This window comes from Sporosarcina sp. FA9, from assembly GCF_051550205.1.
Taxonomy (GTDB): Bacteria; Bacillota; Bacilli; order Bacillales_A; family Planococcaceae; genus Sporosarcina.
On the sequence record NZ_CP188819.1, the window covers coordinates 405,851 to 421,372 of the forward strand.

At 38.2% G+C, this 15,522-nt stretch carries 11 protein-coding genes and 1 pseudogene; 7 read left to right on the forward strand and 5 right to left on the reverse strand.

All coding sequences use genetic code 11. From position 1 onward, the window contains the following. Window positions 1–14 precede the first annotated feature (14 nt). Complete coding sequence (locus tag ACP8HH_RS02045) at window positions 15–1,571, reverse strand: hemoblobin-interacting domain-containing protein (protein ID WP_438315170.1); 1,557 nt, start codon at window positions 1,569–1,571, stop codon at window positions 15–17. A gap of 328 nt (window positions 1,572–1,899) precedes the next feature. Between ACP8HH_RS02045 and ACP8HH_RS02050 the strand changes: the two genes are divergently transcribed. The 5 genes and pseudogenes from ACP8HH_RS02050 (at window position 1,900) to ACP8HH_RS02070 (ending at window position 7,281) form a co-directional block, all read left to right on the forward strand. Continuing rightward, window positions 1,900–3,663, forward strand: a complete 1,764-nt coding sequence (locus ACP8HH_RS02050) for a histidine kinase N-terminal 7TM domain-containing protein (protein ID WP_438315173.1) — start codon at window positions 1,900–1,902, stop codon at window positions 3,661–3,663. 18 nt (window positions 3,664–3,681) lie between these two features. Then, a complete protein-coding gene (locus tag ACP8HH_RS02055) occupies window positions 3,682–4,839 on the forward strand; it encodes a response regulator (protein ID WP_438315176.1) in 1,158 nt (385 codons plus the stop codon). A 147-nt stretch (window positions 4,840–4,986) separates the two neighbouring features. After that, a pseudogene (locus ACP8HH_RS02060) lies at window positions 4,987–5,994 on the forward strand (Rpn family recombination-promoting nuclease/putative transposase); the annotation flags it as partial. A gap of 122 nt (window positions 5,995–6,116) precedes the next feature. After that, window positions 6,117–6,371: a hypothetical protein gene (locus tag ACP8HH_RS02065; protein ID WP_438315178.1), complete on the forward strand. Its 255-nt coding sequence runs from the start codon at window positions 6,117–6,119 to the stop codon at window positions 6,369–6,371. A 406-nt stretch (window positions 6,372–6,777) separates the two neighbouring features. Beyond that, window positions 6,778–7,281 carry a DinB family protein gene (locus ACP8HH_RS02070; RefSeq protein WP_438315180.1) on the forward strand — a complete coding sequence of 168 codons (504 nt, stop codon included), beginning with the start codon at window positions 6,778–6,780 and terminating at the stop codon, window positions 7,279–7,281. Window positions 7,282–7,586: 305 nt separating this feature from the next. Here ACP8HH_RS02070 and ACP8HH_RS02075 read toward each other — a convergent pair whose 3' ends face one another. After that, window positions 7,587–7,922 carry a hypothetical protein gene (locus ACP8HH_RS02075; RefSeq protein WP_438315183.1) on the reverse strand — a complete coding sequence of 112 codons (336 nt, stop codon included), beginning with the start codon at window positions 7,920–7,922 and terminating at the stop codon, window positions 7,587–7,589. 188 nt (window positions 7,923–8,110) lie between these two features. Beyond that, window positions 8,111–8,920, reverse strand: a complete 810-nt coding sequence (locus ACP8HH_RS02080; protein WP_438315186.1) for a cupin domain-containing protein — start codon at window positions 8,918–8,920, stop codon at window positions 8,111–8,113. A gap of 226 nt (window positions 8,921–9,146) precedes the next feature. Here ACP8HH_RS02080 and ACP8HH_RS02085 point away from each other — a divergent pair, with 226 nt between their 5' ends. Then, the gene (locus ACP8HH_RS02085; RefSeq protein WP_438315189.1) at window positions 9,147–11,945 is read left to right on the forward strand and encodes an S-layer homology domain-containing protein; all 2,799 of its coding nucleotides are present in this window, start codon (window positions 9,147–9,149) and stop codon (window positions 11,943–11,945) included. Between the two features lie 427 nt (window positions 11,946–12,372). On the opposite strand, the gene ACP8HH_RS02090 is transcribed toward ACP8HH_RS02085, so the two are convergent. Next, window positions 12,373–13,413, reverse strand: a complete 1,041-nt coding sequence (locus tag ACP8HH_RS02090) for an Rpn family recombination-promoting nuclease/putative transposase (RefSeq protein WP_438315192.1) — start codon at window positions 13,411–13,413, stop codon at window positions 12,373–12,375. Window positions 13,414–13,810: 397 nt separating this feature from the next. Here ACP8HH_RS02090 and ACP8HH_RS02095 point away from each other — a divergent pair, with 397 nt between their 5' ends. Further along, complete coding sequence (locus tag ACP8HH_RS02095; RefSeq protein ID WP_438315195.1) at window positions 13,811–14,200, forward strand: hypothetical protein; 390 nt, start codon at window positions 13,811–13,813, stop codon at window positions 14,198–14,200. A gap of 249 nt (window positions 14,201–14,449) precedes the next feature. Here ACP8HH_RS02095 and ACP8HH_RS02100 read toward each other — a convergent pair whose 3' ends face one another. Next, on the reverse strand, window positions 14,450–15,220 hold the full coding sequence (locus tag ACP8HH_RS02100) for an endonuclease NucS domain-containing protein (RefSeq protein ID WP_438315198.1): 771 nt from the start codon (window positions 15,218–15,220) through the stop codon (window positions 14,450–14,452). Window positions 15,221–15,522: the final 302 nt, after the last annotated feature.

Genomic DNA, 15,522 nt, shown 5'->3' on the forward strand with positions numbered 1-15,522 from the left:
ATCTAAGATTGAAATTAACCGTTCCGACTTTCTTGATAAAGAGCATCGAATTCTTCCTGTGTTACTTCAGTAGAGAGGTTGTGCCCCAGGAAACTATTGTCAGCATTATCCCCAGTAATCAGGAATGCTCTAACAGAATAGTTAGGATTCGTCGTTGCATCAAATAAGCTGAATTGAGCCTTGAATGATTGATATGAATCTAATTCATCTATCGTAAATGAAACGGTACTAATCGGTACATTGCCATTCATTAGCTGGAATATAGCAGTCGCTTGTTCCCAGTAACTATCATTGTCAAAATTATAAAGGGACTTAAACGTGGCAGTAATACCGCCGTTCGTTTTATTGATAGTTAAAGGACTTGTATAGAAAGATTCTTCGGCCTTGTGAAGATATAGAGTATATGTTGCAAAAGCGTATCCTTCAGCTTTAACAACAATTCGATTTTCACCTTCTTTTAACACACCTGCGTCGAATAAAATTTCATCATCTGTCCACGTTCCATCCTCGTCACTAAACTCTTTCTCTTCTGTAAGTGTATAGTTTTCCGGTTGAATAACTACATTGTTTACTTCTACCGAGGTAATGGCATTAAACCACTCGCTGCTATTTGGATAGAAGGTCAACGAGACGGGTATGTTTGTAAAAGGCATGTCACCACTGAAATATAGATTGGGTGCACCCGGCGCAACTATAACGTTTAGCGTATGTTCGATTTTATCACCAGTTTCATCTCTTACTTCGAAACTAATTGTAGCAGTGCCTGCTGTAACTCCATATAGATAAAAATAATAATCATAAGAATAAAGTACCGCTAGAATACTAGCGTTCGAACTTACAATATTACTAATGTACATTTGTGTCCCTTCAGGATCGGTAAACAGATTAGATACATAATGCCAATATTGCCCGCCAGTTGGGACACTAATTATACTCATTTTAGCAATAGGAGGCTCGTTCGTACCGATTTCTGTATCATTCTCTACTGTAAATGTTCCAAAGCCAACAATTTCATCACTGCCATTCACCTCAATAACGGAGATTGTTTGACCAACAGAAGCCGGTACAAAGGGATTGACACTTATATTAATAGTGTAAGTAGAATTCAAAGAAGATAGAGTGGCATCTGTACCAGGATTTGACTGTGCAAGCTCTTCTCCAGATGTTGCCCAGAACGTATTTGTTCCGGAAATCCCAGTAAATTTAGTTTTCGCTAGGGTTACCATTGCTCCACCTTGTAATTCTAGGTTGCCATTAAGTGCACCAACCGCATCCACAGGATCTACTACATCATCCACTACCGTATTATCGATATTTTCCGTTGAATCCCCAGCATTATCCTCGCCATTCATCTCTATAGGTGTTACGACTGGTGTCACTGTTGGTTCTGGCATGATAAGCATTGGTGGTACTATTACTGGTGGTACCGAAATGATTGGTTCCGTTGTTCCTTCCTCTGCCAAAGCGCCAACAGGTAAAATAGAAAAAGCCAATGTAAATGCCATCAATAAAGATAATTTGCTAAAACCAGACTTACTTTGTTCTAAGAATCCCAAACTCTTTTTCTTCATCTAAAATCCTCTCCTCTTCATTAATATAGGTAAAACAACCCAAGACAATTTACCACAACAGGAGTAGTCCGAGGGGGTCTTTCCTCATCTTACAGACATGTTTCCCCAAAAAGTTCTCCTCTTGTAAAAGCTTGTCCTCCCCTTAAAAGTTTACACACTGTCAATGAAAGTATAATGAAAGAATCTTAGACTTTGATTTGAACATTCGCATAACAACTGTATACTTTCCAGATTTATAAGTATTTTATCAACAGAAAAAAAGGGATTCACTTAAAAAATGTCGAAATATGTAGGTATATAGAAGTTGAAATGTGGAGGAACTTATGAAATGAGCTTTAACTCGTTTGCCTTTCTGTTATTAATTACTGCAACAGGTCTTATGTTGTATATTGCCTATCTTTGTTTCCAAAAAAGACAGATAGTAGTAGCAAAATACTGTGCGTTGATGATGGTGGCTGGATCCTTTTATTCTTTCGGTTCTGCTTTTGAGTTTATGAGTCCAGATTTATCAACGATTAAATTTTGGTTAAGGGTAGAGTACATTGGGATTCCTTTCATATCAACGCTCTGGTTAATTTTAGTCATACATTATAGTGGCCTTTATGTATGGTTTAGAAAATGGATTCCATTGTTATTTGTTATTCCGATTATTACGCTACTTTTACATTACACCAATGATTTGCATCACTTCTTTTATACAGACATTTTTCTAGACAAAGAGGGGGGGATAGGATCAACTGTTAAGTTGCTAAAGGCTCCCTGGTATTGGGTTCACATAAGCTACAGTTATCTTCAAGCACTTCTTGGAATGGGCTTGTTTGTATACATGTATTTGAAGGCGATTCCATTGGTTAGAAATCAAATAATTATGATGATGCTAGGAGCGATAGCGCCTTGGGTGGCAAATGTTATTTACCTTATTGGTCATTTTAATTTCTATCTCGATTTAACACCCGTAGGATTTGTGTTAACTGGTTACTTTTTCATAAGAGGAATTTTTCGTTTCAACATGTTCAGACTTATGCCCACCGCTATGAAAACGATATTTGAAACGATGCAGGACGGGGTAATGATTCTGGATATTGAGAACAACATTACAAATTTAAATCTATCCGCGAAGAGAATGTTGAAAGGCGGAGTTCACCCATTTGAACAGGTGAATGGGTCAGCAGCACATATGTTTTCAGGATACCCTGAAATACGCAGCAGTATAGAACGGCCAGAAAATAGTGAAAGTCATATAACGATTCAACATAATGACGGTCCGCAATACTATCAGGTTAAGATTTCAATTCTTTATGACAAAAGAAAGAATATGATTGGAAAGTTGCTACTGTTTAGTGATATTACACAAGTTACGCTTTATCAAGAAAAACTCTTGAGTAGTGCAACTCAACTTACAGAGTTAAGTGCTTTTAAAGACAAGTTGTTTACAGTAGTTGCTCATGATATTCGCGATCCTCTCGCAATGTTGATTAATTTAACCGAAATAGTAGAAGAGGATTTAAAGACGATCGAAAGTGATAGTATGGAAGTTTTTCGTGAAGTTAGCGAACAAGTGAAAAGAACATATATGATTGTTGAAGAAATGCTGGATTGGTATCGAAGTCAAAATGGAGAAATGGGCTTTAAACCACATATATGGAACTTAAAAACAATTGTTAAACAATCGATACAGAAAATGAAAGCTAGAAGCGACATAAAACAGATCACTGTCACAGAAGAAATTGATAAAGAAATTACCGTGTTTGCTGACAAGGAGATGATTGATCTCGTTCTACGGAATTTAATTTCCAATGCGATCAAATTTACAGATGTTAGTGGGACCATTGAAATTTCTACGACTAAAAAGGATAAGCAAGTAATTATTTCAGTTCAAGATTCTGGAAAAGGAGTCAATGAACAAATTGCTCAAACTCTATTTCAAGACATTCAGAAAACTTCTGATGCGGGTACTGTAGGTGAAAAAGGAACAGGTCTAGGTCTCTATTTGTCTTCAAAATTGTTAGAAATAAATGGGGGAGAAATTTGGTATGAGAGTAAGCTAGGGCAAGGGAGTACTTTTTTCTTCTCGCTTCCTGTACAAGAATGAGAGGGGCGGACAGTAAAGGTGAAAGTTATTCTTATTGACGACGAAAAAGCCATGCATTTCATTATGAATAAATTGCTTGCAAAAATCGCTATAATTGAAGTTGTTGGTGAGTTTTATGATACTGCTTCTGCATCTCTATTTGTTCACCATCACGAAGTGAATATGGCTTTTGTTGATATTAATATGCCTGAAGAAAGTGGAATCCATTTTGCTAAAAGAATGGCCGAAGAACAACCTCACCTCCATATTGTGTTCGTTACTTCTAATAAAGACTTTGCCTTGGATGCCTATGACCTCTTCGCTTTGGATTACATAGTTAAGCCGGTTTCATTAAGTCGTTTAGAAAAAACCGTTGATAAGGCTGTTGCCATAAACCGATATGACGATTTAGGCAACGAGAATAAGATCCCAAATCAATTAAGTGCCTTTGTCCTTGGTGGGCTTGAGGTACGTAGCGAAAGAAATGGCATTGTGAAATTTATTTCCAGAAAAAGTGCAGAATTGTTCGGGTATTTATTACTCCATCGGGGGAGAATGGTGTCAAGGAACAAAATCACGACAGATGTTTTTGATGGAATGCCCTTGAAAAACGCAGAAATCTATTTAAATACAGCGATATATCAATTACGGAAATCGTTGGAACCTCATGGTTATAAACATATAGTAAAGTCTGATAACGAAAATTATGGATTAGAATTAACTGAAATATATATTGATAGTATTGAATTTGAGAAACAGTTAACATTCATTTCTTCAATTAGCACATCGAACATCAATAAAGCAATAGAAATCGAACAGTTGTACAGAGGCGAATTATTTGGAGAAAAAGCATTTTTCTGGTCTTTAAACGATGTGGAGAGGCTTTCTCAGTTATATAGTCTTTTTGTAAAGCAATTAGGTGAGAATCTACTTCGTTCTAACGAAAATAGGGTAGCAATCAGATTGTTAAGTAAGCTACTTTCCTTTAATGAGTTGGATGAGGATGTTGTAAATCTTCTAATGATGGCTTTTGCAGCTCAAAATGACTATTTTGCTTTAACAAGGTTATATGAAAATTATAATAAAATGTTACATGAAGAATTAGGAATCTCACCGTCACCAGAGTTTATTTCTACATATATTAACCTTAAGGAAATGCTTCATTTAAAGAAGAAAAGTTCGGGTACCCGGTACTAACGCAATTCATACAATTTAACGATGACTGCTCGCCGATATTATTGGTCAAGACGGAGGTTAGATTATACACTATAAAGTAAGGATTATTGATCGGAAATATGGTGTGAAGTGGGTAAACTCTTTATGAAAGTGTAAAACCCACACGATAAATTTTTCAAGGAAACATTAGGTAATGTTTCAACGGCAAAGGATTTTCTCGAGAATTACTTGCCAGATAACATTATGAAAATTGTTGATATAAACACGTTAGAACCACAAAAAGACAGTTACATCAACAAGGAACTAGAAGAAAGCTTCTCTGATTTACTTTTTAAAGTGGATATCAATGAAAAAGAAGGATATCTTTATTTTCTGTTTGAACATAAAAGTTACGAGGATAAAGGCATTGCATTTCAGCTATTGAAATACATGGTTGAAATCTGGGAAGCCAAAATGAATAAAGAGAATGCCAAGGAGCTGCCCATTGTCATTCCGCTCGTTATCCATCATGGTAGGTCGAATTGGCGTTTGCCTTCCAATTTAGGTGCGATGCTAAACGGATATGAAGAGCTTTTGGAAGAATTGAAAACCTATGTGCCTAATTTTGAGTACTTAATTTATGACTTAACGACATATGATGACGAAGACATTAAAGGAAAGGCGCAAACGAGAATTTTGTTGACGCTTTTTCGCGATATATTTACAAAGGATCCGAATGCACTGCTACAATCTATTTCTCGTTCGATTCATTATCTAAATGAATTAGAGGATAAACAAACGGGATTGGAATACTTTGAAACGATGATGCGTTATATCTTTAGTGCTGCAATAGACTTGACAAAAAAAGATGTAGAAAAAATTATTAAGCAATTTGCAAAAACTTATCCTGAAGGGAGTGAAGTAGCTATGACATTAGCTGATATGTGGAGAGATGAAGGATTGCAACAAGGCCTTCAACAAGGCATGGAAAAAGGTTTGCAAACTGGAATGGAACAAGGAAAATCAGAAGCTTTATCCAAAATGGCTCTTCGATTATTGACGAAAAAATTCTACACTGTTCCTGAAGATATTAAAAATGAGCTATCAAAGTTAGATATGGTAACGTTAGAAGTTTTAATTGAAGATATTTTTGAATTTCAAACGGTTGATGATATTAAGAAGTACATTCAAAATTAAGTGAAATAACTAATTGTTTTCAAGTGCCTGTAGAGTCCTCTGGAAAAGTGCGTGCCTAAAGAGATGTGGTATAAATTGTTCGACAATTTGAAACGACTTATCCTGAAGGGAGTGAGGTAGCTATGACATTAGCTGATATGTGGAAAGAAGAAGGAGCGCAACAAGGATTGCAACAAGGCCTTCAACAAGGCATGGAAAAAGGCGGAGTTGCGGCTCTGTCTGAAACAGCTATTCAAATATTGATTGACAGATTTGGAAAAGTACCACAAGATATTAAAGATGGCATCGTGAACTCAGATACGGTCACCTTAAAACTCTTAGTAGTTAACAGCTTCAAGTTTCAGGAAGTAGACGAAGCTAGAAGATATATTCAATGATAATTAAAGTGAGAGAGATTGTCCTCTAACCGAGAAATTGGTTGGGGGCTTTTTCTATTCTTACTGTTTCTACTGTATTTACATTCCTAGTTCACATTCGTGAATTTAAGTGGTTAACTAAAATTAAATTTTGAGGTGTTTATTTGAAAAGTGCGTACCAGTCCCCTGAACAAATTACATAAGAAGAAAGATCCAGTAGAGAGAAATCTCTGTAGATTGTTTTTCGTATTCCGGTTTAAATTGTCTGAATAGTTTTCGAGTTGTAAAGGGGACTGTCACCAGTACAACCAGTACACCAAAAACTAGTGGGCACGCACTTTCCGTTCGGAAAATGGAAGAAGGATATCAACGGACAATTGGCGAATTACTTTAGAAGAAGGATATTTAAAATATTGGAGGGTTCATTATGTATAAAACGATTGAAGAATTTCTTTTAAACTGGGGACATGAAAGTGGATCGACACAAAAAGTACTGGACACACTTACGGACGAATCATTAGGACAAGAAGTGTCACCCGATGATCGTACACTCGGTCGGATTGCTTGGCATATTACGACGACACTTCATGAAATGATGTCACGTGCAGGTCTCGAGTTCGAGGCGACACCTCAAGATGCATCAGTTCCGGAAACAGCAGCTGAAATTGCAGAAGCGTATCGCACTTCGAATGCAGGAATGGTCGCGGCGATGAAAGGGCAGTGGACTGACGAATCACTAGCTGAAGTGAAAGACATGTACGGGGAACAGTGGTCAGTAGGAACTGTCCTCGGTATTTTATCTTCGCATCAAACACATCATCGTGGTCAGATGACGGTGCTCATGAGACAAGCTGGATTACCTGTGCCGGGTGTATATGGACCGTCCCGAGAAGAATGGGCAGCGTTTGGCGGGGAAGCACCAGTAGTGTAACTCATGAAAAAGGCAGTACCACTCGTCAGAAGTTGACTGACATAGGGTACTGCCTATATTTTTAGCTAACAGTAATTCGCCCATTATCGACTTCAACCGAATCGTATTTTCCCCAGCCCCGATAACAGTACGGGAATTACCCTCACCGAATTCACTACTAATCAATAGGCAGTACCATTATATGAGACGTACCAATGAATAATGATATATCACACAGTACTATTCAATGCAAGGTACTGTTAGTAGAAATGAAAATTAAAAAACACCGAACATTAATTTTCGGCATTTGTGTGTTGCAAATAAGTTTACTGATTTCTAACGACTCGGTTCAAGACGTTGATGTCGGCTTCTTGTTGTATGCTTCGAGCTGAAAGAACATCAATGGCATTTTTTTGATTTTCTATTTTTGAAGATAACTTATCAAACATATCATCAATTTGTTTTTCGAAGTTGTTGAAATAGGGCTCCAATCCAGCGACAAATGACAGGTTTAGATCATCGACTTTTTTATCTAAGTTTTTTAAATCAGAGGCAAAGCGATTTTGATTGTTCTCAAGGGTATTTATGCTGTTGGAGAATTCATTTTGATTGTTTTCGATATTATTTAATGTAGTTAATACTTTTTCTAGATCATTTCCCACTGGACATTCCTCCAATCCTTTTGTTAATTATAGCGAAGTTTCGCTTTTTCCAGAATGAAAAAAGGAACGTTTCACTTTAGGAGTGGAGCTTGCCTGTGCACGACACCTTGGTTGGGGTTTTTACTGCATACTTATAAAATCGGATGAATTGTCACAATTGCATCTTGCACGGCAACTAAACAATTATTCTACATATTTTTGCTTTGCTGAAGAAGTTTGGATTCTCCCGTACGTTCCCATTCCTCTACTGTTTCATATGCTTTTTCAGGAGAATATCCTTTTCCTACAAGAACCCCCATTAGAATAAATTCTTGAAGAATGTGTGTAGCATTTATTCCTCTTTTAACATCCTCTAATCCTTCATTTACCAAAAAATCCGTGTACTGTATCCATTCATCTGGGGTTCTCCCGGAAATAACTGTATTTCCGTCGCCATGACCGTCGCTTTCTTCCGAAGCTAATGCATCTGCTTTAGTATTATGAACAGTGCCAAATGGATGGTTAGGAGGAGCATATATCGAGTAAAGTTTTAGCGGAATAGTACCTGTATTGGTTAGATTGTGCCATGTTCCAGCAGGTAGCATTATTGCAGAATCATCATAGACATTTCTTTCAAAGTTTAAATTATTTTTATTCTTGCCCATTTGAACAATACCTTGACCTTGTTCAACACGTAGGAATTGGTCAACGTCAGGATGCATCTCCAAACCGATATCTTCGCCAACATTAAGACTCATTAAGGTAACTTGCAAATGTGTTCCTGTCCATAAAGCGGTACGGTACGTATTGTTTTGCTTTGCAGCTTGATTGATATTAACGACAAACGGTTCTGCTCCATAATCTCTTAGTAAAGTGCTGACATCATGAGGAAAACTTTCTACCTCAACAGGAAGAGTCCGGCAATAGCATTGCCTGCCATGATTATACATTGGCCAATTCACATAATGAGGATATGGATACATATTTGGAACGTAATACATTTTTATCAATCCTTTCATAACTTATAAATTATCCTATGTGCAATGTATAGGAAGTGTACCCAAGTTAAAAAAAATGGACAAATGCTGGGTTTTTCACTGCATATTTATGAGTTCGGGTATCTAAAAGGATTGCATTGTTCTGTTAAATTGGTAACACCCTGGATATGGGATATGGTAAACTATTCCTAGAGGTATTAAAGTATTTCATGGCAAGACTACTATACTATTACGGGGGTTATTGAAAATGAAGAAATCCAATGCTTATAAAATGCTTAAGGCTGCGATAGCAACAACTGTTGCAACTGGGGCGTTTGTGGCGGCTGTTCCTACATTCACACAAGCGGTCGAAACGACAGTACCGTCATTTTCCGATGTGAAAGACATTTCAACTCATTACTTTTATGAAGGTGTAATGAATTTAGCTGAAAGAGAGGTCATTAGCGGGTACGCGGATGGCACATTCAGACCCTACCAAAACATTAGTCGTGCGCACGCTGCAAAAATTATGGCACTTGCTTTGGAACTGGATATCGTAAACGTGAAAGATCCTGGATTCACAGACGTAAGTCAGACAAACCCGTATTATGGACATATCGCAGCGCTTGTTGAAGCGGGCATCATCTCAGGGTATGAAGACAATACATTCAAGCCTTCGGCGAACTTAACGAGAGCGCAAATGGCAAAGATCATCGTGCTTGGGTACGATTTAAAAGAAGCGAAACTTACTGAATTTCCATTTAAAGATATTAAAACTAAGGATTGGCATGCTGAATTTATCCGGACTCTTTATTCCAACGAAATTACGACTGGAACGACAGCCACTACATTCTCACCGAACACACTTGTGACGCGTGGGCAAATGGCTACGTTTATCAATAGAAGTGAACTGGCAAATAAAGATCTTATGGCAATTAGAGCGGTGGCTAAGCAAGTGAACTCTGGAATTATCAATGTTGCGCGCGGAAGTTACGCAAGCACGGAAAACAAACTAGCGGCAGTTCAGTCGAACATTCACAACATTTCGGCTGAAAGAGGTGTACTCTCAAAAGTAGTTGCGGGGCCTATTGAAGATACCTATGTAATTTCGTTTACTAAAGGCGAAGAAGCAATGGAAAAAACGATTGCTGTTACCTTTGACTTCGCGCCCGGTGATCGTTTTGTAGCTGAAGTAATGTCGATTAATGCGACACAAGTCAAAGTTGCATTTAGCGCGAAAATTGATCCCGCTTCATTATTTACGAATGGTAAAAGTGGTGCTCTTAAAGCGAATGTTACGTTAAGCAGTTTGGACAAGGTCACTGTAGGGGCGCTTACAGGTGAACTTAGTGGAGACGGCAAGTTCTTGATCATCACATCTAAAGAAGTACTCTTAAAACGGTACGATGTATTAATTGACGGGGTAAAGGCAATAGATGGTACAGCTATTGACAAATACGACGAAATGATCACGATTGCAGCCGATAAAACAGCACCTCAAATCATTAGTGTAGAAAGAATTTCAGCTTCACAAACAAAAGTTAAGTTCTCAGAACCAATGAAGGCTTTCGCTAACGTCTCGTTTAAATATGCGGACGGGTCAGCTGTTACAGGTGTTTCAGGAAGAATTGCTGCGGGTGCGGATGAAGTTGTCTTTACAATGGCTTCGAACGTACTTGCAAACAAAGACATTGTCGCTACATTTATTGGCGCACAAGACCAAGTGGGTAACTTAATAACGCCCAATCCAGCAATGATTTCATTCTCAAAAGGTTCACCGGATGGAGTAGCACCAACGGTAAGTTCATATACTCAAACGGGTGCAACTACATTTGCAGTTCGATTCTCCGAAGAACTTGTTTCGGCTCCTAATGTGAAAGTCGGTCAGGTGAACGCAACTACTGTTGTCAAAGATGATAGTAATCCTGAAGTATATATTGTCACTGCCGCACGTGTATTGGACGGCGCTACAGTTGTAGAAGTCTCTTCTTTCACCGACTTAAGTGGAGAAGTAGGAAAGCCTACAAGCCAAGTCGTTGCGTTTGTTAAAGATGTAGATGCTCCTAAAATGGTAGCCAGTGTTGTTGTTCAAGATGCCACGGACGGCAAAGAGTATTTGGAACTTATATTTGATAAAAACATTAAGATTGACGCCGATTCAAAAATTAGCGGATCGGGAACATTTGTAAAAGACTATGTAACGAGTCCCACGACGAACTTTACCGCAACAAAAGCAACTCGTAAAGACGATCACAACAAGAATATCGTCCGTGTGGAATTGGATGCATTTTTGGGAGGGGCCACTACAGATATTAAAGGGGTCACTTATACGTTAGATTTAGGATTTGTTAAATTAACGAGCGATACGGACATCTTGCCAGCACCAGCAAAAGTGACTTTCACTCGTGGTGAAGACGCGGCTCCGAGCAACACAATCGTTGTAGGAATAACAAACGTGGCTCAAGATGTGGATGATACTAATAAAGTAAATGTTACATTTAACAATGCTGTTGATGGAGCATCCGCAATCAATCCGGCGAACTACAGAGTGGACGGAGCAATTGTTGAGTCTGTAACGTTGAGGCAAGCAGTAACGGCTGGAATCCCTTATCAAGTGGCGGTACTTAACCTCGTACCTGATTCCAATATTTTCAGTGGAACGCGCAACATTACAATCGAGAACGTTAAGGCGCTAGGTTCTACGAAAACAATGGAGCCTTACTTTACCGATACCGTCCTACTGAAAGAGAATGTTGCACCTACTGTAACATCTGCCAAGCTGACAGACACGAGAGAAATTACACTTACTTTTTCTGAGTCTGTTCATACGAAAGCAGGAACTACGGATTTTGCACTTCTCATTGGTGGAGCCACTGTTGCATCCAATGATACAATTACGACGACCGTTGGAACCAATGTGACGACAGTTGTCCTAAGACTGGAAAGCAATGTCTCACCACAAAACATTAGAAGCGGATTATCACTAGTAGGACTCGCTACGCTTAATATAAAAGATGCTGCTGGAAACAACCTTTCAGTACCTGCAACTATTCTAGTTAGAGAATAGTTTTAGGTGTTAAAAGTGGCAGAAAGAGAAGACCCCTCGACCTTTAAGGTTAAGGGGTTTTTTGCCTTCTGAACGGGATCCGTTGGGAGGTTATGGGGAATATGTTGCGAAGTTCGTGAAACGGTGCGAGGTTCGTGAAACGTTGCGAAGTTCGGTGTAAACGTTGCGAAGTTTGGTGGGAACGTTGCGAAGTTCGGTGGGAACGTTGCGAAGTTCGTGAAACGTTGCGAAGTTTTGTGTAAACGTTGCGAGGTTTAGGGGAAACGTTGCGAAGTTTGGTGGAAACGTTGAGAAGTTCGTGAAACGGTGTCAGTGGCTGGATTTCTTAGGTTGGATTGGATATTTTGCGAAAAGAAAAACACTTATGGAATCAATAATGATACCATAAGTGTTTTTTAGGTAGTTAGCGGCGGCTTTCTAAACTACATTATTGAATGTATTTTCGAGCCTCGTCTATTTCTTGAAACTTAAAGCTATTCACTAACAATAGTTTCAAAATAGCAGTATCCGTTTTTGAAATGCCGTCTTTCATATCTTGGGGTATTTTGCCGAATTTTTCAGTCAGGAGTTGAATCGCCGTTTCGGATAAAGCGGACGCTCCGCCTTCTTCTCTACCTTTTAAAATACCTTTTTCCATGCCTTCTTCCATGCCTTTTTTCAAGCCTTTTTCCATGCCTTCTTCCATCCAAGTTTCTGCCATTGTCATAGTTACTTCACTCCCCTCAGGATAATTCGTTTCAATTTGTGTAATCATTTTTTTAACATTGTGTTTAGTTAATGATTTTCCGGCACTCAAAACGTAACGTATGATTGTTTCTAAATATTCCGTCCCTGTTTGCCTGTCTTCCAATTCATTCAAATAGTGAATCGAACGAAGTATAGATTCTTGCAATTTGTCGCCGTCTTTCGTGAAAATATCGCGTAGAAGCGTCAATAAAATTCGTGTTTGTGCTTTGCCCTTAATGTCTTCATCCGTATAAGTAGATACATCATAAAGTACGTGCTCAAAATTTGGCACGAAGATTTTCAAGTCTTCGGGAAGTTCATCGTATCCAAGTAGCATCTCTCCCAAGCTGGAAACTGTGCGCCAGTTGGATGTGCCGTGATACATGACAAGCGGAATAATAATGGGTAATCCCTTTACATACTCTTTGTGCATTTTCGCTTCCCATATTTCAACCATATACTTCAGAAGCTGGAATACGAGGCCTTTATCGGGATAGCTTTTATGTTCAAACAGAAAATAGAGATAGCTTTCTTTCCCTAAAATATCTACTTGAAATAACAAATCAGAGAAACTTTCTTCGAGTTCTGGGCTGATAAAACTGTCTTTTTGCGGTTCCAAAGTGTCTAAGTTCACAACTCGCATAACCGAATCGGGTAAATAATTCATGAGGAAATCTTTTGCGGTTTCCACATTCCCCATCGTTTCTTTGAAAAACTTGTCGTGCGGGTTTTGAATCTTCACGTACAAAATCCCCCCTTTCACCAAACGTTCATTTTTCAATCCTTACTTTGTATTATACAGCCCTATCCTGTTCATTGCCAACCCTTCTGCAACTATGATGTACTAAGAACAACAGTTGCATAAAGCAGATGGGCGGTTGGCACTCCCTTACTCTGTAACATTATAGACAAGTGATTAATAAAGGGCACCTGGGCATGGAAGCATTCAATAAAACCATTAGAAATGCACATTTAATAGTTGGGGAGTAGAGAAGTAGTTAATCACCTAAATTACCCCAAGATTTATGCACTAGAAAGCACACAATATTAGCAATTTGATAGATTCAAGGGGCATGAATGGTGTTGATGTATATAGTTTTGTTACACTAGGAATTCGACATCATGAGAGGATGAGACGTATGAAAATGAAGATAATGATTGGTGTGCTAGGTGCACTTTTACTTGTAACGGGTTGTTCTGCAGATAAAGAAAAATCGGAATTGAAAACAGATAAAACGCCAATAGAGCAAGGAACTGACAAAGAAGAGGCTGCTCAGTCTGAGAAGGAAAATGAAGCTCTAACGAAGAAGATCCAAGACGAAGAAGGGGTAATGGGTGGCCGAGTATATGAACAAAGCGGTACAGCGATTGGTATACTGATGCTCGAAAAAGAAGTGAACGATGAAGATGCGAAGAAGCTTGCGGAAAGATACGCAGACGAAATTAAGAAAGAATACAAGGACTTGCCGGTAAACGTACAAGCTATTCGCGACGGTGAGAACGTTGCGAATATACAATTGGATGAATAATCGCGTGCTTGTACACCAAAGAGTTTAAACACTAATTAGACAACCTTAGAAGTGAATGAATGAAATTACCCTCCAACCGATAATATGGTCGGGGGGCTTTTTCTGTTAAACGCTTTAGCAAATGAATATTAGTAATCGGGTGCCCATGCATAATATAATACAAGATTTAATCTGAAAAAAACCCAGGAATAGTAATATTCTCTGAGTCTTTCCATGTATTCGAATGGTACACAATGAATCGTCTCTAGTTTATTCTCGTTCAGAAAAAGCTAGATTGACTAACTCCTTCATAGTATCCAACGAAACAATATCTTTTAACTTTATATCAATCTGATTTATGTCTCTTGGGTCCACCGCTTTGTAGATTTTCTCCTTTTCCTTAAACTGTTCATATACAGAGTCTCTCATATTAATTGGAACATGAAAGAGTACCCTATTCCCTTTTGTAGTAATTGATAAAAACTTATTTATTCGTGTTGATCGTTTGATCATAATACCATCAGATAAATAATAACGGGACCCTTCAAGGTTGTGAGCGTACTCAAATATTTCCCTAGCCATTTGTCTTTCAGTTGAATTAAATGTTTGAATAAGCTGTTCAACCGTTTTAAATTGAGATTCATTTCGTCGAAATTTCTTTTCAACGAAAATACTGTCTTCACTATAAATCGTTTCATCAAGATTAATTTTCTTGTATTCATATCCGTGTTTTTCAATTCCTTCTTTAAGCCCCGCAATAATCGACAATCCTGCCAGCATAAACCGAGCATCCGAATTGTTTGCAAGTCCATCGTATCGAATCAATTGTCCTACTGAACGGTCATCTACTTTCAATTTCACTTCAACGTAGAGCTTCTTATTATTTCGGTCCAAAAATAAAAGGTCACATCGCTGTCCGTTTAAATTAACTTCGCTTTCTATAAATCTACATCCTTCTTCGATTAGACCTGGATTCGCAATTAAGATTTCCTGAAGTTGAATCTCTTTCAATAAGTGCACCCCTTCTACTATTTTTTTCATTTGTATTGTATCCTATCCTATTCATTTGTATCCTATGCCTCATTTAATAGAAATACAGCCCGGTCCTAGCACAATTCCCATATGAAATGGGTTACGCGATTGCCCAGATTTCTAATCTTATGTAAGTAGAATCGACTTATATATCGCACTTTATTTGTGAAAGATCTTTCTTTTTAAATGTGATTAATTTCCTGTATATATGGTATAATTTACTCATTAATGTGGGGACGGCCAGATAACCTATTAGGATCCATAGTTAATAGAGTCTGTCCTGTTTCGTGCGCATAATTTAATGCGTTTAA

What these genes read in the sequence shown, in the direction of transcription:
- ACP8HH_RS02080 (WP_438315186.1), bottom strand. Translation starts at nt 8,920, where the DNA reads ATGAAAGGATTGATAAAAATGTATTACGTTCCAAATATGTATCCATAT.
- ACP8HH_RS02045 (WP_438315170.1), bottom strand. Translation starts at nt 1,571, where the DNA reads ATGAAGAAAAAGAGTTTGGGATTCTTAGAACAAAGTAAGTCTGGTTTT.
- ACP8HH_RS02085 (WP_438315189.1), top strand. Translation starts at nt 9,147, where the DNA reads ATGAAGAAATCCAATGCTTATAAAATGCTTAAGGCTGCGATAGCAACA.
- ACP8HH_RS02095 (WP_438315195.1), top strand. Translation starts at nt 13,811, where the DNA reads ATGAAAATGAAGATAATGATTGGTGTGCTAGGTGCACTTTTACTTGTA.
- ACP8HH_RS02050 (WP_438315173.1), top strand. Translation starts at nt 1,900, where the DNA reads ATGAGCTTTAACTCGTTTGCCTTTCTGTTATTAATTACTGCAACAGGT.
- ACP8HH_RS02065 (WP_438315178.1), top strand. Translation starts at nt 6,117, where the DNA reads ATGACATTAGCTGATATGTGGAAAGAAGAAGGAGCGCAACAAGGATTG.
- ACP8HH_RS02070 (WP_438315180.1), top strand. Translation starts at nt 6,778, where the DNA reads ATGTATAAAACGATTGAAGAATTTCTTTTAAACTGGGGACATGAAAGT.
- ACP8HH_RS02100 (WP_438315198.1), bottom strand. Translation starts at nt 15,220, where the DNA reads ATGAAAAAAATAGTAGAAGGGGTGCACTTATTGAAAGAGATTCAACTT.